Raw genomic sequence first — 21,704 nt, 5'->3', positions numbered from 1 at the left:
AACTATTTTGGACCGGAGCCGGCCGGCCGTCAACTGGAATTCGGAGCGCGCCCCTTGGCGAGGACATCCACCGACATCGCGTTGAAGACACGGCAGGCCGATGAGGCTTCGCCGCGGCCAAAGTCACGGCTCGATCTGTTCAAGTTCGTGCCGTTCCGCCTCAACCGGCTCGCGGCGGAGGTGAGTTCCGCGCTCGCGGTCGAATATCAGGAGCGTCACGGCCTCGACATTCCGGCATGGCGCGTCATTGCCACGCTCGGCTTCCGCAACGATGCCTGTAGCGCGCAGTACATCTCGCAATGCACCCGCACGCACAAATCCACCATCAGCCGCGCAGTGACGACGCTGCTGCATGACGGCCTGATCGAGCGGGTCGAGAACGAAGCCGATCGCCGCGAATTCCGCCTGCAACTGACGAAGAAAGGCCGCGCACTGTACGAGGAATTGTTTCCGCAATTGCTGCGACGGGAAGACGAAATCCTCGCCTGCCTGTCCGCGCAGGAGCGCAAGCAGCTCTCCGCGCTACTCGGCAAGATCGAGGACAGCCTCGACCTGATCCAGACCAGCGAAGAGGCCGACGCCAAGCAGGCGTATTAGGATGCGCACGCATAGAGGCGCAGACGTCGGCTTTTGGGAGTCCGGTTGAAAAAACTTGGTAGGCCCGTGACGGCAGTGGCGTATATGGCGATGCTATTTGTGGCGTTTGCCGCAACTCGCGCATGCGCCGCTGACATAGATTATCTGGCTCCCCCTGGAGTCGCTGCAAGCGAGTTTCCCTCACCGCAGCGCCCTGTCGCACGGATCGTCAGCCCACGCCGCTCCGCCGAAGAGCGCCGCGACGCCCTCAATGAGGCCGGTCAAATCGCACGCGTTCTTGAACTGAAACCAGGCATGACAGTCGGCGACATTGGAGCAGGCAGTGGCTACCACACGGTCAGGCTCTCGCACCTCGTCGGCCCCGCCGGCTCTGTCATTGCCCAGGACGTCACGCGGGATTACCTCGTCGAACTCGCCAGGCGAACAGAACTTCTGAAGTTGACGAACGTGCAATTTGCGCTCGGCGAACCACACGACCCGCGTCTGCCCGCTTCCTCGCTGGACGCCGCAATCCTTGTGCATATGTATCACGAGATCGCCCAACCCTATGCCTTCCTCTACAATCTCGCGCCCGCCCTGAAGCAGGGTGCGCGGGTCGGAATTGTCGACCTTGAGCTTCCAACGTCGAAGCATGGCACGCCAATTGAGCTCTTGCGCTGCGAATTGACCGCCGTCGGCTATCGCGAGGTTGCCGCATACAAGCTCGCGGGGGACGCAGGATACCTGGCGGTATTCTCTCCGCCGGAGCTAGCGGCTCGAAGATCTCCCCGCGATGTCGTTGCTTGCGAGGATCCTGCCGGCACTCGTTGACATCACGCCCGCCGCCCGCGAACCTCGCCTCACCGCCTGATGTCCGCTGCGTTCAGGACTTACACGTACGCGCCCTGGGCTCCGTCACTTCGCAAACGACCGCGTCGGCGGCAAATGCAATGCCCAGGCGTCGACCTTGTCGCTGGCGCGCGGATAGATCTCGGTCACGATCGGATCGTGGCCGGGAATGAACCGGTCGGGATGGCCGGCGAGACGTTCGATCGTCTCCCAACCCACGGCCATGTCGCCGACATTGTAGACGATCGGGAACGGGCTGCGGCGTTGCAGATTGGCGTAGTAATGCGCAGCGTCTGACGCCAGCACCACCGGACCGCGCGCGGTCTCGACCTTGACCACCTGCAAGCCGTCCGAATGGCCGCCGACGCGATGCACGGTGACGCCAGGCGCGATTTCACCGTCACCGGAATAGAAATTGACGCGCTCGCCGTAGACATGGCGCACCATCTGGGTGACGTGCTCGACCGAGAATGGATGTCGCAGCAGTCCGTTACACATGCAGCGGCCCGTGGCGTAAGCCATCTCGCGCTCCTGGAGATGGAAGCGCGCATTCGGGAAGCGATCGAGATTGCCGGCGTGATCGTAATGTAGATGCGTCACGATGATGTCGCGAACGCTCGACGCGGCGACGCCGAAACGCTCCAGCGCATCGACTGGATTGAGCGTCAGCTTGCGCGCGCGCGAGGTAGCCTCCTCGGCATTGAAACCGGTGTCGACCAGAATATCGCGACCCTGCCCCCGGATCAGCCAAACGAAGTAGTCGAGATCCTGCGCCGCGCTGTCATGCGGGTCGGGCGCCAGAAAATTCATGCTGGGGGTGCGCGGCGACATCGTCGCATAGCGAAGAGCGTAGATTTCGTAGGCGTTTCCCATGATCTTGATCCCGGCTTTTGCTTTTTCTGAATGGACCTGCCGCGCACCAAGCCATTGCCCACCATAAAGGTCAAACGCCTGAGCCCGCGATGGACGCAGGGCGCAATGTGAGACCAATCACATTTTCGTCGCGAGTGCCGGCCTAACATGACGGCCGGAACCCTGAACGAGAACGCGTCGAGGAGAGCCGTGACCGCCGATTTATTCCCCTCGCGAGCTGCCCATGCGTCGCGGTCAATTGTCGCGATAGTGCCGAATCTCCAAGCGGTTGACGCCTCCACTCCCCGGTTTGATAATGCACTTTGCGTAAGTTAAGGTCGCCGCGGCGCAAGCTGGGAACGGCGCCTTTTTGGCTGGACCGCGCTGATTATGAAAATTCGCTTCTTTTTTCTTCTGCCCTTGCTCGTCTCGCTCATCCCGACCGCGCCGTCGCACGCGGCCGGCGACCGCTACGCGCTGGTCATCGGCAATGCCAAATACCCGGATGCCGACAGCCCGCTGAAAGAGCCGCTCAACGATGCCCGTGACGTCGCCGACGAGCTCAAGCGCGACGGCTTTTCCGTTGAGGTCGGCGAGAACCTGACCGGCGACGCGATGCGCCGCGCCTTCGACAAGCTCTATGGCAAGATCAAGCCGGGCTCGGTGGCGCTGATCTTCTACAGCGGGTTCGGCATCCAGTCGGCACGCCAGAGCTACATGATCCCGGTCGACGCGCAGATCTGGACCGAGTCCGACGTCCGTCGCGACGGGTTCAGCATCGAAGCGATCCTGGGCGAGCTCAACACCCGCGGCGCGGGCGTCAAGATCGCGCTGATCGATGCCTCCAGGCGCAACCCGTTCGAACGGCGGTTCCGCAGCTTCTCGGCGGGCCTGACCCCCGTCATCGCGCCGAACGGCACCCTGGTGATGTATTCGGCGGCGCTGGCATCGGTGGTATCGGACGCCGGCGGCGACCACAGCCTGTTCGTCCAGGAACTGCTCAAGGAAATCCGTGTCCCCGACCTGATGGCGGAGGAAACGCTGAACCGCACCAAGATGGGCGTCACCCGCGCCTCGCGCGGCGAGCAGGTGCCGTGGATCTCGTCCTCGCTCGCCGAGGATTTCTCGTTCATTCCGGGTGCAGCCGGATCGCGCCCGACGGCGACGACCCCGCCACCGGCGCCCCCCGCACCGGCGCCGCCTGCGGTCGCCAACAACCCGCCTCCGGCACCGCCCGCCCCACCGCCAGCAGCACCACCCGTGGCTGCGAACAATCCGCCGGCGCCGCCTGCACCTCCGTCACCGCCGCCGGCGCCGAAGCCGCAGGTTGAAGCTGCGCTGCCTCCGCCGACACCGCCGGCCAAACCGGCCGAGCCCGCCCCGTCGCCGAATGCAGATGGTGGGCCGAGCGCGTCCGCGCTGGCGGAGGATCCCACCATCAAGGGCCTGACGGCCAAGATCGCCGCCAATCCGGACGATGTGAATGCGCTGTATCGGCGTGGCCAAGTCTATGCCAGCAAGGGGGCCTACAGCCTTGCCATCAAGGATTTTGACGAGACGCTCCGGATCAATTCGAAGGACGTCGAGGCGCTGAACAACCGCTGCTGGACCCGTGCCGTGGTCGGCGACCTCCAGGGCGCGCTGAAGGATTGCAACGAGGCGCTGCGGCTGCGGCCCAACTTCGTCGATGCGCTGGACAGCCGCGGGCTGGTGAATCTCAAATCCGGGGCGGCAAAGAACGCCATCGCCGATTTTGACGCCGCGCTGAAGATCAACCCGCGCCTGACCTCTTCGCTCTATGGACGGGGCGTCGCGAAGCAGCGCAACGGCTCCGCCCAGGAGGGCGCGCTCGACGTCGCCAATGCCAAAGCGATGGACCCGAACATCGTGCAGGAATTCGCAAGTTACGGAGTGCGTTGATATTTTTTTGATTTGAGGCCGGCGGCGCCTCGAACCCGCGGCGGTCCGGCAAGACTAACAGAACGGGTGCCGCAGGCGGCCTTGCCGTGGGGGCCACTTGCAGGAATTTTGGAACCGCGCGGGCTCGCGCAGGAGGGACTGGCAATGAGATTGGCTGCAAAGGGACTGACCGCGATCCTGTCCATCTTCACCATCGGCGCCGCGCTGACACTCCCGCCCGCTTTCGCCGGCGACGACGGCAACAGCAAGAACGTCACCGAGGACGAGATCGTCCGAGCGCTGGCGCCGCCGCCGAAGAAGCCCCTCACCCGCGGCCTCTCGATTGCTCCGCAGGCCGATCCGGCGCCGAACGCGGCGGAAACCAAGCTGATCCAGTCGGTCCGCGGCCGCGCCACGCGCTCGCTGTCGTCGACCGAGCGCGAGGAGATCGCCTCGGCCGCCAAGGACAAGCCGAATATCGATCTCGAAATCACCTTTGACTACAACTCGGCCGACATCAGCACCAAGTCGCTGCCTTCGGTGCAGGCGCTTGGCCGCGCGCTGACCAGCCCCGATTTGAAGGGCTCGACCTTCGTGGTCGCCGGCCATACCGACGCCGCCGGCGGCGAGGGCTACAATCAGGAGCTGTCGGAACGCCGCGCGGATTCGATCAAGCGCTACCTCGTCGAGAAGTACAGCATTGCCGCCACCGACCTCGTCACCGTCGGCTACGGCAAGAGCAAGCTGAAAGATCCCAGCCAGCCGATGGCGGAGGTGAACCGCCGCGTGCAGGTCGTGAATATGGAAAACAAGACCACCGCATCGAAGTGACCACGACGTAATCCTTTGCAGTGACAAGTCGTGATGTGGTGTAAAGTCTTGCTCCCAGCGCGCGTCCCGCAGCCCTGCGGGACGCCGCTTCGTTTTAGGGAAACGATCCCAGCAACCCCGAGCCAGGCCAGGATGATCCGGCGATGAACATCTCCGAATATCTCAAGCCTGCGGGAACCGTGGCGTTCATCGTTGTGCTCGGCCTCGGTTATTACTGGTTCGAGCATCGGCATCGCCCCGAGGCGAAGGAGACGCCGGGCGAGGCCCTCGTCATCGTGGCGAAGTCGACCAATGCCTGCTTCTCCGATCTGGTGCGCGTCACCGGCTTCTTCGTGCCGCGGCGCGAGGCCGTGGTCATGCCCGACCAGGAAGGATCGAAGGTCACCGACGTCTTCGTCACCGAAGGCGCGATCGTCACCGAAAACCAGGAGCTGGCGCGCCTGACGGCGCCGCCGCAGATCCCGGGCCAGCCGCAAAGGCCGGGCCCGCAGGGTCCGATCTCGCTGAAGGCACCGGCGCCGGGTCTCATCACGGAAGTGCGGACCGTCGTCGGCGCACCGGCATCGCCGCAGGCCGGACCGATGTTCCGCATCGCCGTCAACAACGAGATCGAGCTGGATGCGCAGGTCCCGGCCGTGCACATGCCAAAACTCAGCCCCGGCGCGACGGTACGGATCAGCCGGGATGACGCCGCCGATCTGATCGGCCGCGTCCGGCTGGTTGCGCCCGAGATCGACCGCGCCACACAGCTCGGCCGCGTCCGCATCAGCGTCACCAACAATCCGTCGCTGAAGGTCGGCGTGTTTGCCCGTGCCTCGATCGACGCCAAGCGAAGCTGCGGCGTCGCGGTTCCCAAGACGGCGATCGACCATCTCACCGTGCAGGTGGTCAAAGGCAATACCGTCGAGACACGCCGGGTGCGCGTCGGGCTGACATCCGACAGCCAAACCGAAATCCTTGAAGGGGTCGACGTCGGCGAAATCGTCGTCGCCGACGCCGGCTCTTCGCTCCATGACGGCGACCAGATCAAGACCATGTTCGCCGATGAACTCGATCGCACGCGGGTACGCTGATGGCTCTCAATATCTCGGCATGGTCGATCCGGAATCCGCTGCCGTCGGTGGTGTTTTCGATCATCCTCCTGATCCTCGGCTGGACCTCCTTCACCAAGCTCGCGATCACGCGACTGCCCTCTGCCGACATTCCCGTGATCTCGGTCGCGGTGGCGCAGTTCGGCGCCGCCCCGGCGGAGCTCGAATCCCAGGTCACCAAGACGGTTGAAGACGCCGTCTCCGGCGTCGAGGGCGTGCGGCACATCACCTCCTCGATCACCGACGGCGTGTCGGTCACCACCATCCAGTTCGCGCTGGAAACCAACACCGATCGCGCACTCAACGACGTCAAGGACGCGGTGACGCGCGTGCGCTCGAACCTGCCGCAGAACGTCACCGAGCCGCTGATCCAGCGCGTCGACGTGATCGGCCTGCCGATCGTCACCTATGCCGCGATCTCGCCCGGCAAGACGCCGGAACAACTGTCTTATTTCGTCGACGACGTGGTCAAGCGCGCGCTACAGGGCGTGCGCGGCGTCGCCCAGGTCGAACGCATCGGCGGTGTCGAGCGCGAGATCCTGGTCTCGCTCGATCCCGACCGCCTGCAGGCGATGGGGCTGACGGCCGTCAATGTCAGCCAGAGCCTGCGCGGCACCAATGTCGACGTCGCCGGCGGCCGCGCCGAAATCGGCAAGAACGACCAGGCGATCCGGACGCTGGCCGGCGCCAAGACGCTGAGCGACCTCGCCGGCACCATGGTCCCGCTGTTCGGCGGCGGCGAGGTCCGTCTCGACGATCTCGGCACCGTGACCGACACCATCGCCGACCGCCGCACCTTCGCCCGCTTCAACGGCGAGCCGGTGGTCGCGCTCGGCATCAAGCGCTCCAAGGGCGCCAGCGACGTGAAGGTCGCCGAAGCCGTGCAGAAGCGCATCGACGCACTCAAGGCCGCCTATCCCGATGTCGACCTCAAGCTGATCGACACCTCGGTCGAATACACCAACGGCAATTACGAGGCGGCGATCTCGACCCTGTTCGAGGGCGCCATCCTCGCCGTGGTGATCGTGCTGCTGTTCCTGCGCGACCTTCGCGCCACCATCATTGCCGCGGTCTCGCTGCCGCTGTCGATCTTCCCGGCGTTCTGGGCGATGGACATCCTCGGCTTCTCGCTCAACCTCGTCAGCTTCCTCGCCATCACGCTATCGACAGGTATTCTGGTCGACGACGCCATCGTCGAGATCGAGAACATCGTACGGCACATGAACATGGGCAAATCGCCCTACCGTGCCGCGCTCGAAGCCGCCGACGAAATCGGCCTCGCCGTGATCGCGATCTCGCTGACCATCATCGCGATCTTCGCGCCCGCGAGCTTCATGTCGGGCATCGCCGGACAGTTCTTCAAGCAGTTCGGCATCACCGTGTCGGTGCAGGTATTCTTCTCCCTGCTCGCGGCGCGCTTCGTGACGCCGATGCTGGCGGCCTACTTTCTCAAACATGGCAATCATGAAGAGCCGCCACCCGGCCGCATCCTGCGGACCTATCACGGTCTCGTCTCGTGGTCGGTAAAGCACTATTTCATCACCGTGCTGATCGGGTTCGGCATCTTCGCGGCCTCGATCTGGAGCATCACGCTGCTGCCGCAGGGCTTCCTGCCGGCGCAAGACAGCGCCCGCTCGCTGCTCGCCCTCGAACTGCCGCCGGGCACGCAGCTCGCCTACACCGAAAAGGTCACCGAGGACATCGTCGCACGGCTGCGCAAACGGCCCGAAGTGAAGAGCATCTTCGTGGACGGCGGCCGCGTTCCGCCGGGCACCCAGGAAGTCCGGCGCGCTGCCCTGATCATCAATTACACGCCCAAGAACGACCGCAACATCACCCAGCGCGAGCTCGAGTTCTCGATCAGCCAGGAGCTGGAGAACGTCCCCGATATCCGCTTCTGGTTCCTGGACGAGAACGGCCTGCGCGCAATCTCGCTGGTGGTGACCGGCGTCGATGCCAACATCGTCAACAACGTCGCCAGCGAACTCGCGACGCAGATGAAGCGAATCCCGACCATCTCCAACGTGATCTCGGAGACCTCGCTGGAGCGCCCCGAATTGCGCATCGAGCCGCGCGCCGATCTCGCCGCACGGCTCGGCGTCTCGACCGAAAGCCTGTCGCAGACCATCCGCGTCGCAACCATCGGCGACGTCGGTCCGGCGCTTGCCAAGTTCGACGTCGGCGACCGTCTGGTGCCGATCCGCGTGCAGCTCGAGGATGCCGCGCGCGGCAATCTCAAGACGCTGGAGCAGCTGCGCGTGCCGCTCGGTGAGCACGGCGAGAAAGGCGGCGTGCCGCTGTCCGTCATCGCCGACGTCAAGCTCGACCAGGGCCCGACCAGCATCAACCGCTACGACCGCGAGCGGCAGGCAACCGTCGCCGCCGACCTCGTCGGCTCCGCGGCGCTCGGCGATGCGACCAAGAAGATCTACGATCTGCCTGTCATGAAGAGCCTGCCGAAGGGCGTGAAGGTCTCCCCCTCCGGCGACGCCGAAAGCCTCAATGAACTGTCCGACGGCTTTGCCACCGCGATCACCGCCGGCCTGATGATGGTCTATGCGGTGCTGGTGCTGCTGTTCGGCACATTCCTGCAGCCGATCACCATCCTGTTCTCGCTACCGCTCTCGATCGGCGGCGCGATTGCGGCGCTGCTCGTCACCGGCAAGCAGCTCACCACACCGGTGTGGATCGGCATCCTGATGCTGATGGGCATCGTCACCAAGAACGCGATCATGCTGGTGGAGTTCGCGATCGAATCCATCAATGCCGGCAAGCCGCGCGACGAGGCGATGATCGACGCCGGCATGAAGCGCGCCCGCCCGATCGTGATGACCACGATCGCGATGGCCGCCGGCATGATGCCGAGCGCGCTCGCGGTCGGCGCCGGCGGCGAGTTCCGCTCGCCAATGGCGCTCGCGGTGATCGGCGGCCTGATCTTCTCGACCATCCTGTCGCTGGTGTTCGTGCCCGCGATGTTCATGGTGATGGACGACCTCGGCGCCCTGATCTGGCGCTTCGGCAAGCGGCTGATCGTGCACAGCGAAGGCGCGGAGACCGACGGTCATCATGAGGCCGCGGAAGCGGCACATGCGCCGAAGAGCATCGTGCACCCGGCGGCGGAGTAAGTTCCCGCCGGCGCGGCTGAAGCGAGCGAACTGAAACCTCTCGTCGCGATCGCTACTCGTTCCGTGCGATCGCCGTCAGCTTGGTCATGTTCCGCAGCAGGATGCGGCCGCGCTGGAGATCCAAAATCGCTTCCTTGCGCCAGGCCTGAAGCTGGCGGTTCACGCTCTCGCGGGCGGCGCCGACGAAGACGCCGAGCTGTTCCTGCGAGATGTGCACCTCGGAGCCGAAATCGGCGGCGAGCGCGCAGAGCCGCCGCGCCAGCCGGACCGGCAGCGGCTGCAACATGGATTCCTCCATGCGCTCGCTCTGCCAGCGGATGCGCTGGCACAACAGCGCGATGATCTTGATCGCGACCTTCGGCTCGCGCTCGAGGAAGGCGAGGAAGTCTTCGCGCCGCAGCACGAACAATTCGCTCACTTCGCCGGCGGTCGCGTCGGCGGTGCGGCTCTGGCCGTCCAGCACCGCGACCTCGCCGAACAGATCGCCCGGCCCCATGAAGTTCAATGTCAGCCGGCTGCCGTCGGAGGCGCCGGTCTCGATACGGACCTGGCCGCGGCGCACGCCGTACAGCGCGTCACCGGGGTCGCCCTTCTGGAACAACACCTCGCCGTTCGCCAGATGCTGGGTGTGGCAGAGGTTGGACAACCGCTGGAGTTCGTCCGCACCGAGATCGGCGAACATGGCATTCATTTTCAGAATGACCGCAAATTCGGCCTGCTTGCTCATTTCAACGTCCTTGTGAATTTCTTGGCCAGTTTCTTTGGCAAATCGCTTGCAAATCGCTTGGAAGCATCATCGTCAGAATCGCGTAAAACCGCGTCGGAGAAGTGTGTCATAAGTCACATAACTTTGCAGCACCTCCCGACTAATTTTAGCCGCTTGGAGCGGCTTCCCGTCCCGGGATAAACTCGGGCGTGAAGGACGGGCAATCTGCCGGATTCGACGCCGCTCGTCCGTCGTTGGAAAGTCGACATGAGAGCAGTGAAATTCGCCGGCGTAGCTTTGCTCGCCGTCATCGTTGTGATCGCACTCCTGCTGGTGATTGGGATTCCCTCGGGCTTCCTGACCGCGACCATCGCCTCGCGCGTCGAGCAGGCGAGCGGCTATCGCCTGTCGATCGACGGAACCACCAAGATCAGCCTGTGGCCGACGCTGAACGTCACGCTGAACGATCTCACGCTCCAGGACCCCAAGGACCGCAGCGGCATCACCCGCGTCACGATCGACAGCGTGCAGGCCGACATGTCGCTCGCAAGCGTGTGGTCGGGTCATCCGAAGATCAGCGAGATCATCGTCACCCATCCGGTGCTGTACCAGCCGCTGCTGCGCGAGCGCCTGCCCAACGCCGATACCTCGCCGAAGCCGCTTGCGCTCGACATGGACGGCGCGACCATCGACCGCATCAAGGTCACCAACGGCGAAGTCGCATTCTCGCGCGTGCGCGATCGCGTCGACGGCCGCATCAGCGCGATCGATGCCGACGCCGTCATGGGCCGCGACCGCAAGGTCAATATCGCCGGAACCGCGCGCGTTGGCGATCATCCGACCAAATTCGACATCAAGGCCACGACACCGGCGCCGCCGATCGAGCGGCAGACCATCCCGGTGGATTTCGCCATCGATATGCCCGACGTGCTGAAGTCGCAGCTCGCCGGCCACGCGGAGCTGCGGCTCAACGGTGCGGTCGTGATGGTCAACGGCGTCAACGGCACGTTCGGCGATGGCGCATTCAACGGCTGGGCCTCGGTCGACATCGCGAGCAAGCCGCTGGTGAAGGTCGATCTCGATTTCCAGCGGCTCGCGATCCCGCTGGCGAAATCGCCTGACGGTACGACCGGGCAGCCCTGGAGCGATGCGCCGATCGACGTGTCCGGACTTAATTATGTCGACGCGCAGATCAGGATCTCGGCCAACGAAGCCGTCGTCGGCGACGCCCGTCTTGCGCCGCTGGCGGTCGATGCCAAACTTGCCGGCGGCATCTTGAAGGCGGGCACCGCCAATCTCGGCGCCTATGGCGGCCAGGTCGCGGGCGAGGTGATTTTGGATGCGACCAGCGGCGCGCCGAGCTTTGCGATGCATTCCGACCTCGTCGGCGTGCGCGCGCTGCCGCTGCTGCAGGGCCTTGCCGAGTTCGACCGGATCGACGGCAAGCTGCAGGCCAAGCTCGCGTTGCGCAGTGCCGGCACCAGCCAGCGCGCGCTGATGGCGAACATGCAGGGCACCGCCTTCGTCAGTTTCCAGGACGGCGCCATCCGCGGCATCAACGTCGCGCAGATGATCCGTTCGCTGACGTCGGGCACGCTGTCGGGCTGGCAGGACAGCCAGGAGCAGAGCACGGACCTGTCGCAGCTCTCGGCGTCCTTCCGCATCGACAAGGGCCAGGCGGTGACGACGGATCTCAATCTGATCGGGCCGCTGGTGCGCGTCACCGGCGCCGGCACCATTGCGCTCGACACCAAGATGATGGGCTTTCGCGTCGAGCCGAAACTGGTGATGACGACCGAAGGCCAGGGCCGCACCTCCGATCCCGTCGGCTTCGGCATTCCCGTGATGATCACCGGCGCGTGGTCGCAGCCGCGGATCTATCCCGACATGGCCGGTGTGCTCGACAATCCGGATGCCGCCTATGCCAAATTGCGCGAGATGGGCAAGGGCCTGTTCGGGCCTGACGGAGCCGGGCTCGGCAACATCCTGAACAGTTTCGGCCTCGGCGGCGCCGCCGCCCCCGGTGGCGGCAACGCGGCCGGCAATGCCAATCCGCAGACGCAGCAGCAAGGGCAGGGACAGGGGCAAAACAATCTGCTCGGCGGTCAGCTGGGCGAGGCGATCGGCAATCTGATCCAGCAGGGGCTCTCGAGCGGCGCCGGAAACGGCACCGGCCGAAGCCGCAGCCTGCCAGGCAGCCCGGCCACACCGGCCCCCCAGGCTTCGCCGACCCCTCCGACCCAGGACCCGCCCGAGGCGCAGCAGGACAGCCAGCCGATGAACGACGTGATGCGGCAGTTGTTTAATCGGTGATTGGCGGACCAAGGCGGCGAACTCCGCGCGCAGCCTTACACGGCCTCATCACACAGTTCTTCATCCGAACGGACGAGGGCGCTGGCCGGCTGCGACAATTCACCGCCCGGCCAGCCGCCTCCACGTCGGCGGCGGGTAACCACACCCGTCCTTGACCGGCCCCCTGCCGGTCCAAAGGCCCAAATTGTGGTAGAAGAGCCGCGGGGCCCGTACGGCCCATAGCGCCGGCGTCGATTGTGGCGCGAGAGGATCCGGATGGCGGGAGCGAAAGACAAGACCTGGTTTCTGCGCGAGGGCCTTTTCGTCAAATACGTCGCCTCCCTCGTCGGCCTCGTCGTGTTCGTGCTCGCCGTCAACGGCGCGATGGAGACCTGGATCTCCTATCGCGCCACCAAGACATCGCTGACCGACGGATTGGAAGACAAGGCGCAGGCCGCCGCCCGGCGCATGGAGCAATCCATCTCCGAGCTCGAACGCCAGATCAGCTGGGTGACGACGGCAAGCCGGGACACGCTGGAGAAGCGCCGCGCCGATTACGCCCAGCTGCTGCAGCAGGTCTCCGTCGTCTCCCAGCTGTTCCAGCTCAACGGCGACGGCCACGAGGTGCTGCGCGTCTCGCGCCAGTCGACCACGACGGGCGGCCATGCCGACCTCGCCCGCGACATGCGCTTCACCGACGCGGTGGCGCGCGGGGTCAGCTATTCGGCGGCGAGCTTCGTCGATCAGAAGCCGGTGATGTCGATCTCGGTGGCGCATTCCGGCTTCAATGCGGGCGTCACCGTGGCCGAGATCGATCTCAGCTTCCTCTCCGACTTCCTGTCCGACGCCCAGGTCGGCAAGGCCGCCTTCGCCTATGTGGTCGACGCACGCGGCCGCGTGCTGGCGGCCTCGTCGAAGGGACCCGAAATCGGCAAGGATCTGTCGAAGCTGGCGCAGGTCGCGGCTGCGATCTCGCCCGGCCGTGAGCCCGACACATCAGGCACCGACTTCAACGGCCATTCGGTGCTGACCGCCGCAAGCCCGGTGCCGAAACTCGGCTGGAGCGTGTTGTTCGAGCAGCCGACCGTGCAGGCGCTGACGCCGATCCGCGACCAGCTCGTGCGCATCGCGCTTTTGATCGGCATGGGCCTGCTGGTCGCGATCCTCGCCGGCACGCTGCTGGCGCGCCGCATGATCATCCCGATCACGGCGCTTCGCGACGGCGCGCACAAGCTCGGCGAAGGCGACTTCAGCCACCGCATCGACGTGCACACCTCCGACGAGCTGGAGGAGCTCGCCGGCCAGTTCAACCGCATGGCCGGCCAGCTACAGGAGACCTATTCGGATCTCGAAACAAAGGTCGAGGCGCGCACCCGCGATCTCGCGCAGTCGATCAACGAGCTGAAGGTGCTGGAAGAGGTCGGCCGCGCGGTCGCCTCCTCGCTCGACCTCAACGCCGTGCTGCCGACCATCGCCGCGCGTGCACTGGAGATCAGTCACGCCGACGCGGTGGTGATCTACGGCTACGATGCCGAGCGACGCCGCTTCAACCTGGTCGAGGCCGACGGCATCGACAAATCGGTCGAGGGCGCCCACGTCACGATCGACGAAGGCGAGAACATCTTGAGCGAGGCCGCCGCGCGCGGCGAGCCGATCGCGATCGCCGATCTCGATCACGCCGCCGGGCAGCCGCTGCGCGACGTCGCGGTCAGCGCCGGCTTCCATTCGGTGCTGGCGGTGCCGCTGGTCGACCAGCAGGGCACGCTCGGCTCGCTGGTGGTGCTGCGCCGTGCCAGCGGCGCGTTCGAAGGCAGTCTCACCGGCCTGATGCGCACCTTCGCCAACCAGGCGGTACTGGCGATGCGCAATGCGCGCCTGTTCACCGAGGTCGACCACAAGAGCCACGCGCTGGAGACCGCGAACGAGACCGTGCGCGCCCAGGCCGACAAGCTGCGCGAGCAGACCGAGCAGCTGAAGAACTGGAACAAGTCGCTTGAGGAACGCGTCGAGACCCAGCTCGGCGAGATCGAGCGCATCCGCAAGCTCGAGCGTTTCCTGGCGCCGCAGGTGGCGCAGCTGATCGCCTCCTCCGACAGCCCCGAGGGGCTGCTGACCAGCCAGCGCCGCGAAGTCACCGTGGTGTTCTGCGATCTGCGCGGCTTCACCGCCTTCACGGAAGCGACCGAGCCGGAAGAGGCGATGAACGTGCTGCGCGAATATCACGCCGCGCTCGGCAAGCTGATCTTCAAATACGAGGGCACGCTGGACAAATATGCCGGCGACGGCGTGATGATCCTGTTCAACGCGCCGATCCAGTTCGAGGACCACACCGCGCGCGCCGTGAAGATGGCGGTGGAGATGCGCGACACCATCGGCCCACTGACCGAGCGCTGGCGCAACCGCGGCCACAGCCTCGGCTTCGGCATCGGCATCGCGCTCGGCTATGCTACGCTCGGCCAGGTCGGCTTCGAGCAACGGTTGGAATATGCCGCGATCGGCAGCGTCACCAACCTCGCCTCCCGCCTCTGCGGCGAGGCGCTGGCCAACCAGATCGTGGTGAGCCGCCGCGTCTACGGCATGGTCGAGCACTCCGTCGAAGCCCGCGCGCTCGACGATCTCCAGCTCAAGGGTTTCAATCATCCGGTGCTGGCGATGGAGATTCTTGGCTGGCGCGAGGAGTTGGACAACGTTGTGGATGCCTCCGCGGCGCGGCGAAGAGGATAGTTGCGAACAAGGACGCGAAAACAACCCCATGCACAGTAGGCGGGGGCTGTGGGATCAATGAGTTACGCGGCCGTCGCAGCGCGCCTACGGATTTTACGAAATTCGCTTGACGCGTCGGGCAAAACACTGGCATGATGACATCATCGGGCGTTTGGGCCTGAGATCACCAAGCTACTGATATGTTTGCCCGTCGGGTCAGTCGATCCGGCGGCGACAATGTTGTTGCGATCTAAATTTTGAGCAGACAAATGGTTCCTATCGAAACCCGTATCTGTAAGATATCTACTTGCCTACCACATACCGGCGACGACAGATCAATGCGATCCTTAACTATCCCAAGCCCACTGTCATTCTAATGATACGGCTAAGCAGAAGGACTGACGGATAAGCGGCAAAAAATGCCCATACAAAGGTGTTCAACCCCATAAAGTAGGCATTGCTGACGTGGAATAGAGCGAAGCCGAAAAGCACGACGAGCAAAAGGGACGTCGGTAGAAGAAGGGAAAAGGGGAACAGCGTCTCACCTAAAATTACCGACCAGCAGAACGTCCTCGCAAAGGAAGAGCTGCTCTTTGACACTCGAGCGGCCAGATCATGGCCATAGTTATGAGTGTCCATGACTCCCGGTAGAGCGAAGCCACTTCTCCACGTAGAGGATAGTGCCTTCGAAAATCCAGCGATGAAGTATGATAATGTCAACTGGCTTGCAATGAGTAGTACGCCGGCCAACGTCACTGCGTGATTTTGAAGAAGCATGCCGGCGCCCATGAGTAGCGCACCGACCGAAGCGATATATCCCATTTGATCTGAACCGTCGCCTCCCAAGCCTGTCCGTACACTCAGAAACCACGAGGATAGGGCCACAACGACCAAGCAAGACGTCGCAACGAGGGTGTTCGGAAACAGAAGACCGAATCCGGCTAAGAGTCGGATCATCAGCATGCCAGCGGTGGCGCGATCGGAAAAAAGAAGAGCCGACCAACGGCTTTGGTACAGCATTCCTGGTCGAAGGCTCATAACTCGCCAGGAGAGTATATGTTCGCTCTTCAACAGCTCAAAATTGAATATCCATTCGAGCGTGGAAATGACGGTCCAAACTGCCAGCAATCCGCACGTTACATAAAACGCGCTGCCGCCCTGAGTGTCGATTGTTGCCGCTAGACTGTATGAAGATCCGAGAGATAGCTGAGCCATAGCTTGCGATCCGATCTGCTCGAAGTCTCGACAAAACCGAACTGGCGGGCGACTGTCGAGGGGGGCAACGGGTGATGTTTCATGCAGTAGTGCAGTATTATCAAGTAAGGCAGAGAGTGTTGGACCGCTTGGGTGTTTACGTTTCGATTGAGCAGCTTTATCGATTGAGCAGCATCACTCAGAATTTTTCTTCGACGTTTTGCCGGATGCCAAATGACGTCAAGCTGTCGACGTCGCTCGACAATTGCGACCTCCGCCCAATCCGTCAGATTTCCGTCCGATAGCTTGTCTCGAACGACCAGATGATAGTCTCTCGTTGCTGGATTCGGTGCAAAGAAGGTCCAGCTGGGCAAGAGGCGAAGATAATCGAACCGCCCCATTTTGCTGCCCAACGGCTTGTATTGGTAAGCCAACGTGAGAACTAGCCAAATTCCGACCAACCCTATGGCCGTCGTCCCCAGAATATCCGTGGTCATTTGCGATGTCGGGCAAGAAGCGCTTCCCGCCTTTGCAAGAGCTCCTTTAAGGACCGCATATATTTTTCAGACGGTTGCGTCTCCTCACCTAAAGTTTCGGATCTCAGTTCACCGCCGTCGCCGCCGCCGTCACCGCCTCCATCCCCCGCATCACCGGCTCCGCCGGCATCTTGCTGGGCTTGAGCAAAATTTTGCGCTTGCTGCATCAGATTATCATTCTTCTGCATGGCCTCCAGCATCTGATCAGTAGCGTCGGCCAAGGGCAGCACTAGCCGAAGCTCGTGTCCGTCAGGACCAAACATTTCTCGTAGCTGAGCGAGCTCTGAATCTGTTAGGCGCATTTCATCCTCCCAATAAAGTAAGCGGTTACGTCAACAATCGCCCATCCCAACGGCTGTCGGGCAAAGGGCAGCTAGTTGCCCCGAAAAACTTGTAGCGTCGCTTTGCGAAAGCTGAGTAGAGGAGGTCTCTAAGTTTCTTCGGGAGGAAAGCAAACAGCGTTAGCGCTGGCCAAGGGCCGTCCAAATGACCTAAAATTTCGAGTACTGCGTCAGATTTTACGTAGTGCTTAGACCCGTCAAAAAGAACAATCGTCTCAAGGTTGGCTGGGGAAAGCGACAGTTTCGATAAAGGCGTAGATCCAGTCTCTGATTGGGCAGCTGCGAACAAAAATCTGCGCTCTAGGTCATGCCGCAGAACAAATCGGACCCAGCCGTTACAGAAATTGCAAACGCCATCGAATACGATGATCATACTTGCACCGCGCTAGACGCAAATTGACGTGATTATCTTGCACATCTTTTGGTAGTCTTCAACCGCGTTTCCTTTGGACACCTCTCGGTAGAAAGGCTCTTGCGCATCGGGTGCAACTCAAGGTATAACGTCAGTATTCGGAAATACCACACCCCGCCGGCAGCTAGACGTGCCTGGAAATTAGAGACGCCCGTCGGGTATTGATTGAATGATCAGCGTTTACTTCAAGCAGACCACCCCAAGCACGCGCTGTCAGAGCAGCGATGACTCGGGGCAGGCATTTGCTGATGTCCTGGTGTGGCTCTAGTGGCGTCTTGAGCGCATAAGAGACTAACAGCGGATTAGCTTCGGCTATTTTTGGGGCGGACATGCTGGCGCAATTTTCCCGAAGGCTTTGGGTGTGTTGTCGCAATGGTGCCCTGCCTACCTTGCTGGGCTGGCTGACTGCTGCAATGTGCGGGGTTGGCTCCGCCGATGCGCAGAACTGCTCCGATCCACCTGTTGTGACAATAGCGTCCTCGCAAGTCCCGGGGGACGTCTGTATTTCGGAAGGCGGGGACCCGAACCCTATCCGATTTTTCGACGACTATTCGTGGCGAACCTTCATCGCCATGGTTTGGCCGGCTCAGCAGGGAAAGCGGGGCGTGGCCGACGCGACCCAAAAGGTCGGCGCAACCACTGGGCCTTTAGTGTTTGAGACTTACAAGGTCGATTGGGAGTTATTTCAGCCAAGCGGTCATGCTCCCTCCTCTTGGAGCACATTCGGAGGCGTACCGACGTTTCCGTGCCAGCGACAGATTCCAAGCCCCACCTTCAACGACCTCGTTTTGGCAGCAGTTTCGAAGTTCGAGGATCTGGGTCAGGCAGGCTTCGGTAATCTCGTTGGCCCTATCGTGGCGCAAAACGGTACGTACGTGCGGTATCTCACGAGTTTCAACCAGGCCGAATTCGATCAGATTGTTGGAAACGAATGGTATCTCAGAGGCAAATTGCCCGTTGCTGGGTTGAACTTCGGCAATGGTGCACTTGACCTGAAGACGTCATGGATCCTCATGGACGGCGTTCCCCAGCCGCAGCGGTTCTATACACGCCAAGCGTGGGTAATGGATCTTGCTACGGGAGACTGTTCTCAGAAAATTGTGGGCTTAGTTGGCATGCACATTGTGCAAAAGACTTCTTCGCGCCCGCAATGGATCTGGTCGACGTTCGAGCACGTCGACAATGTTTCGCCTGCAGATCCAGGACATACCGGGCAATTCACATTCAATGATGGCACCGGGGGAGCGATGCCAAAACCGCCCAACCCGATTCCGTTCCCACCTCCGGTGCAGCCGCCTCGGCCCTTCAATATCGAGCGCGTGAAGCCAATCGATCCCTCGACTCAGAGCACGAATGCCGCATACCAGGGGGCACTCAAGGGTACGATCTGGGCGAATTACGAACTCGTGATGACGCAGTGGCCGCTGCAGCCGAACAGCCCGAACCAGCCGGGATCTCCACCCAATACTTTCCCAGGCAGTTCAATCCCGTTCAAGGGCGGGTTCGCGAATACAACCATGGAGACCTTCGACCAGGAGAGGATCGGAACCGGATGCATGGCGTGCCACAATCTCGCGATGCGCAAGACCGACTTTCTGTGGTCGCTTGAGATTAACGCCTTTCCGCAGCAGCCCAGTGTGCTCATTCCAACAGGTCCTTCGCTTGGGCCAAAGACGTTGGCGACAACGCCATCTTCGGCACCGCTGCAGCAACTCAAGACGCTAATGGAGGGTGCGGTCGGTCAATAGTTCTGGGCGCACGGCCGTTTGATACGTGCATCTGGACGAAACAGGCAAGCCGGACAAGATAAGAGGAGGAAAACGTGTCCAAGAAGAACCCGGTCTTTCCGGATATCATTGATCTCCTGAATGTCTTGGTTCCGGTCAATGACAAGAACATTGATGCTGCACCACATCAGGCGTTTTGGCGAGGACCTCCTCCTCTTACCCGAGACCAATTCGTTTCGATGACGACCGATGACTGGGGCGTGCCGGGAATGCTCGTTGCACCGGGCCATCCAGACACGTCGAATCTCTACCTAGCTCTTTCCGGAACGGCTCCTTTCGACGGATCCCAATTGCCCCAAATGCCAGACACGAATGCGGATCCGAACGCACGCAACGCGACGGAGGATGAATTGAATTTGGTGAAGCAGTGGATCCTGAATAACGCACCGGCCTGACTAAACGCTCGACCGTCGCGGCCTCAAATACAATGAGTTCGCGTTCATTTTGCACGCGACATTCGGAAGGGGTCAATATGATTGGAAGGTTGCGATTTCATCTGCAGGCAAAACGGCTTGGGATTGGTTCGTGGGCCGGACCGCTCTGCGCCGTCATGATCATGGTAAGTGGAGCCACAACAGCCGCCGCCGAAGACCTTCCTGATGTCACCACCTATCATCACGACAACTGGCGCACGGGATGGAACGCACAAGAGACGGCTCTTTCACCCAACAGCATCCGGAATGGTTCGTTTGGCCAACTTCATTCCGTCTTGCTGGACGAACAGGTGGATGCTCAGCCGCTCGTCGTAACCAATCTTGAGTTCGATGGCCGGCGAAGGACCGTCGTCTACGTAGCCACGGAGAATAACACAATCTATGCTATAGACGCTTCAACTGGTGCCGTCCTAGCGACCCGCTCCCTGGGGACGCCCGTTCCCAAGAATGTTATACGCTGCGGCAACAACTCCGACGTAGTCGGGATCAACTCGACGCCCGTAATCGATCGAAGCGGTGACCTGCTGTACGTAGTTGCATTCACGCTCGAGAACGAGCAGCCCACCTATCGAATTCGTGCGTTGGACCTGGTCACCCTCGCAGATCGCATCGATCCCCCGCTCGGGCGCCTTATCTCGGCATCGACTACTCTGAGCGATAACTCCACATTCAGTTTCATTCCGCGCGTCAGCCGTCAGCGGTCGGCGTTGCTCTTGGCCAAGGGTAATGTCTATGCGGCATTCGCGAGCTTCTGCGATCATGATCATGACATCGCGCGCGGATGGTTATTGGGGTGGCACGCGGCGGACCTGAAGCCATTGGCCGCGAATGAGGTCGTCGATCGCCGCGCGCACACACCGCAAAGCTACTTTCTGTCTTCGGTTTGGATGTCTGGCTACGGGCCGGCGGCAGACGAGGATGGAAACATATATTTCACGACCGGGAATTCGGACGATAAGGCTCCGCCTACGGTCGACAAGAGGCTGAACCTTCAGGAAAGCGTCGTTAAGCTGACGGGCGATCTGTCGGACGTTTCGGATTATTTCACGCCGGGAGAATTGCAGAGTCTTGATCATCACGATCTGGACTTCTCCGCCGGGAGCGCAATGCTCATACCGAACAGCCAACCAGGCCCGGTGCCCCACTTGGCAATTGCAGCCGGCAAGAATGGGAAGATGTACCTCCTGAATCGAGACGACCTTGGAAAATTCACTTCCTCGGGCCCCGATAAGGTGCTCGATACGGTCATCATTTACGACCCCCACAGCGATATCAATCCGCTCATAGGAGCCTGCTGGTGCGGACAATCATACTTCGTCGGTGCAGATGGCGTCGGACGCGTTGTTAGTAGCGGCGGGTACAGCTTGATGGCTTGGAAGGTCCAAACCTCGGGACCCGACCGATTGATTAAGGACTGGGAGGGCCAGAACACCCTGGTTAACAAGGTCTTTCAGAAGGGCTTCTTCACATTCGTATCGTCAAGCGGGCAGACCGCCGACACGGCAGTGGTCTGGGCAGTCCAGCGCCCAACAACAAAGCCGTACGAGTTGACGCTTTGGGCGTTCGATGGGAAGGACGGCACAAAGCTCACCAGCTTGCCGGCCGGGGCTTGGCCGCAGACTGGCGGCGCAGCGAATACGGTTCCGGTCGTATCGAACGGTCAAGTCTACGTGGCCAGCTACAAAGAGCTCAAAATCTATGGGTTGAACGCTCCGTCGGCGCAACCGGCGGAGGTTGCGCGTGCTGATAACATCGCCCCATCTGTTGCTAATGTTGCTCCCAACGTCGGCGTACTGACACCGGGCTCACAAACAATACTATACGGCGCTCCCAAAGGCTCGCTCGAAGGCACCGGATCCGTGATCACGTTCGCAACATGCGCGGGTGGCGAAGTAAAGGACGTGCAGGTCGATGTCGCAAAAGCCAAGCAAACTCGACAAGCGCCAGTACTGGTGCCAGGCAGGAGCCTGGTTGTGTATGGGTCTGTGGGGCAGAACCAAGTAGTGGCCGCCGACAGGATCGACTATGGCGGTGATTTGCCAGGGCAAGGGCCAGGATGCCCATCACTCTGACCAT

General features: G+C 62.1%; 16 protein-coding genes. 11 read left to right on the top strand and 5 right to left on the bottom strand.

Annotation, left to right across the window (positions count from 1 at the left end; all coding sequences use genetic code 11):
- Nucleotides 1-54 precede the first annotated feature (54 nt).
- Nucleotides 55-597 carry a MarR family transcriptional regulator gene (locus tag QA645_RS02900; protein WP_283048075.1) on the top strand — a complete coding sequence of 181 codons (543 nt, stop codon included), beginning with the start codon at nt 55-57 and terminating at the stop codon, nt 595-597.
- 45 nt (nt 598-642) lie between these two features.
- Nucleotides 643-1,407 (top strand): methyltransferase domain-containing protein, encoded by a 765-nt coding sequence (locus tag QA645_RS02895; protein WP_283048073.1) that lies wholly within the window; start codon nt 643-645, stop codon nt 1,405-1,407.
- Between the two features lie 84 nt (nt 1,408-1,491).
- Here QA645_RS02895 and QA645_RS02890 read toward each other — a convergent pair whose 3' ends face one another.
- The gene (locus QA645_RS02890; RefSeq protein ID WP_283048071.1) at nt 1,492-2,298 is read right to left on the bottom strand and encodes an N-acyl homoserine lactonase family protein; all 807 of its coding nucleotides are present in this window, start codon (nt 2,296-2,298) and stop codon (nt 1,492-1,494) included.
- Nucleotides 2,299-2,667: 369 nt separating this feature from the next.
- On the opposite strand from QA645_RS02890, the gene QA645_RS02885 reads away from it, so the two are divergent.
- The 4 genes from QA645_RS02885 (at nt 2,668) to QA645_RS02870 (ending at nt 9,223) form a co-directional block, all read left to right on the top strand.
- Nucleotides 2,668-4,197: a caspase family protein gene (locus QA645_RS02885; RefSeq protein ID WP_283048069.1), complete on the top strand. Its 1,530-nt coding sequence runs from the start codon at nt 2,668-2,670 to the stop codon at nt 4,195-4,197.
- Nucleotides 4,198-4,341: 144 nt separating this feature from the next.
- Nucleotides 4,342-5,007, top strand: a complete 666-nt coding sequence (locus QA645_RS02880; RefSeq protein WP_254191358.1) for an OmpA family protein — start codon at nt 4,342-4,344, stop codon at nt 5,005-5,007.
- 143 nt (nt 5,008-5,150) lie between these two features.
- Nucleotides 5,151-6,080: an efflux RND transporter periplasmic adaptor subunit gene (locus tag QA645_RS02875; RefSeq protein WP_283048068.1), complete on the top strand. Its 930-nt coding sequence runs from the start codon at nt 5,151-5,153 to the stop codon at nt 6,078-6,080.
- Complete coding sequence (locus tag QA645_RS02870) at nt 6,080-9,223, top strand: efflux RND transporter permease subunit (RefSeq protein ID WP_283048066.1); 3,144 nt, start codon at nt 6,080-6,082, stop codon at nt 9,221-9,223. Before QA645_RS02875 ends, QA645_RS02870 begins: the two co-directional genes overlap by 1 nt.
- Nucleotides 9,224-9,275: 52 nt before the next feature.
- Here the strand turns inward: QA645_RS02870 and QA645_RS02865 are convergent, their stop codons facing one another.
- The gene (locus QA645_RS02865) at nt 9,276-9,950 is read right to left on the bottom strand and encodes a Crp/Fnr family transcriptional regulator (RefSeq protein ID WP_254127756.1); all 675 of its coding nucleotides are present in this window, start codon (nt 9,948-9,950) and stop codon (nt 9,276-9,278) included.
- A 246-nt stretch (nt 9,951-10,196) separates the two neighbouring features.
- Here QA645_RS02865 and QA645_RS02860 point away from each other — a divergent pair, with 246 nt between their 5' ends.
- Together QA645_RS02860 and QA645_RS02855 are read left to right on the top strand one after the other, a co-directional pair.
- Nucleotides 10,197-12,242 carry an AsmA family protein gene (locus QA645_RS02860; protein WP_283048064.1) on the top strand — a complete coding sequence of 682 codons (2,046 nt, stop codon included), beginning with the start codon at nt 10,197-10,199 and terminating at the stop codon, nt 12,240-12,242.
- 255 nt (nt 12,243-12,497) lie between these two features.
- Nucleotides 12,498-14,945: an adenylate/guanylate cyclase domain-containing protein gene (locus QA645_RS02855; RefSeq protein ID WP_283048062.1), complete on the top strand. Its 2,448-nt coding sequence runs from the start codon at nt 12,498-12,500 to the stop codon at nt 14,943-14,945.
- 330 nt (nt 14,946-15,275) lie between these two features.
- Here the strand turns inward: QA645_RS02855 and QA645_RS02850 are convergent, their stop codons facing one another.
- From QA645_RS02850 to QA645_RS02840, 3 genes are read right to left on the bottom strand one after another with little or no spacing between them, the layout of a single operon-like run.
- Nucleotides 15,276-16,139, bottom strand: a complete 864-nt coding sequence (locus QA645_RS02850; protein ID WP_283048061.1) for a hypothetical protein — start codon at nt 16,137-16,139, stop codon at nt 15,276-15,278.
- On the bottom strand, nt 16,103-16,615 hold the full coding sequence (locus QA645_RS02845) for a hypothetical protein (RefSeq protein WP_283048059.1): 513 nt from the start codon (nt 16,613-16,615) through the stop codon (nt 16,103-16,105). Before QA645_RS02845 ends, QA645_RS02850 begins: the two co-directional genes overlap by 37 nt.
- The gene (locus tag QA645_RS02840; protein ID WP_283048057.1) at nt 16,612-16,956 is read right to left on the bottom strand and encodes a hypothetical protein; all 345 of its coding nucleotides are present in this window, start codon (nt 16,954-16,956) and stop codon (nt 16,612-16,614) included. Before QA645_RS02840 ends, QA645_RS02845 begins: the two co-directional genes overlap by 4 nt.
- Nucleotides 16,957-18,012: 1,056 nt before the next feature.
- On the opposite strand from QA645_RS02840, the gene QA645_RS02835 reads away from it, so the two are divergent.
- The 3 genes from QA645_RS02835 (at nt 18,013) to QA645_RS02825 (ending at nt 21,700) form a co-directional block, all read left to right on the top strand.
- Nucleotides 18,013-19,155, top strand: a complete 1,143-nt coding sequence (locus QA645_RS02835) for a hypothetical protein (protein WP_283048055.1) — start codon at nt 18,013-18,015, stop codon at nt 19,153-19,155.
- A 74-nt stretch (nt 19,156-19,229) separates the two neighbouring features.
- Nucleotides 19,230-19,589 carry a hypothetical protein gene (locus QA645_RS02830; protein ID WP_283048053.1) on the top strand — a complete coding sequence of 120 codons (360 nt, stop codon included), beginning with the start codon at nt 19,230-19,232 and terminating at the stop codon, nt 19,587-19,589.
- A 77-nt stretch (nt 19,590-19,666) separates the two neighbouring features.
- Nucleotides 19,667-21,700, top strand: a complete 2,034-nt coding sequence (locus QA645_RS02825) for a hypothetical protein (protein ID WP_283048051.1) — start codon at nt 19,667-19,669, stop codon at nt 21,698-21,700.
- The last annotated feature ends 4 nt before the right edge of the window (nt 21,701-21,704 follow it).

Source organism: Bradyrhizobium sp. CIAT3101, assembly GCF_029714945.1.
In the GTDB taxonomy this organism is placed as follows: domain Bacteria; phylum Pseudomonadota; class Alphaproteobacteria; order Rhizobiales; family Xanthobacteraceae; genus Bradyrhizobium.
The sequence above is the reverse complement of the archived record's forward strand: the minus strand, read 5'-3'. Positions and strand labels throughout refer to the sequence as shown.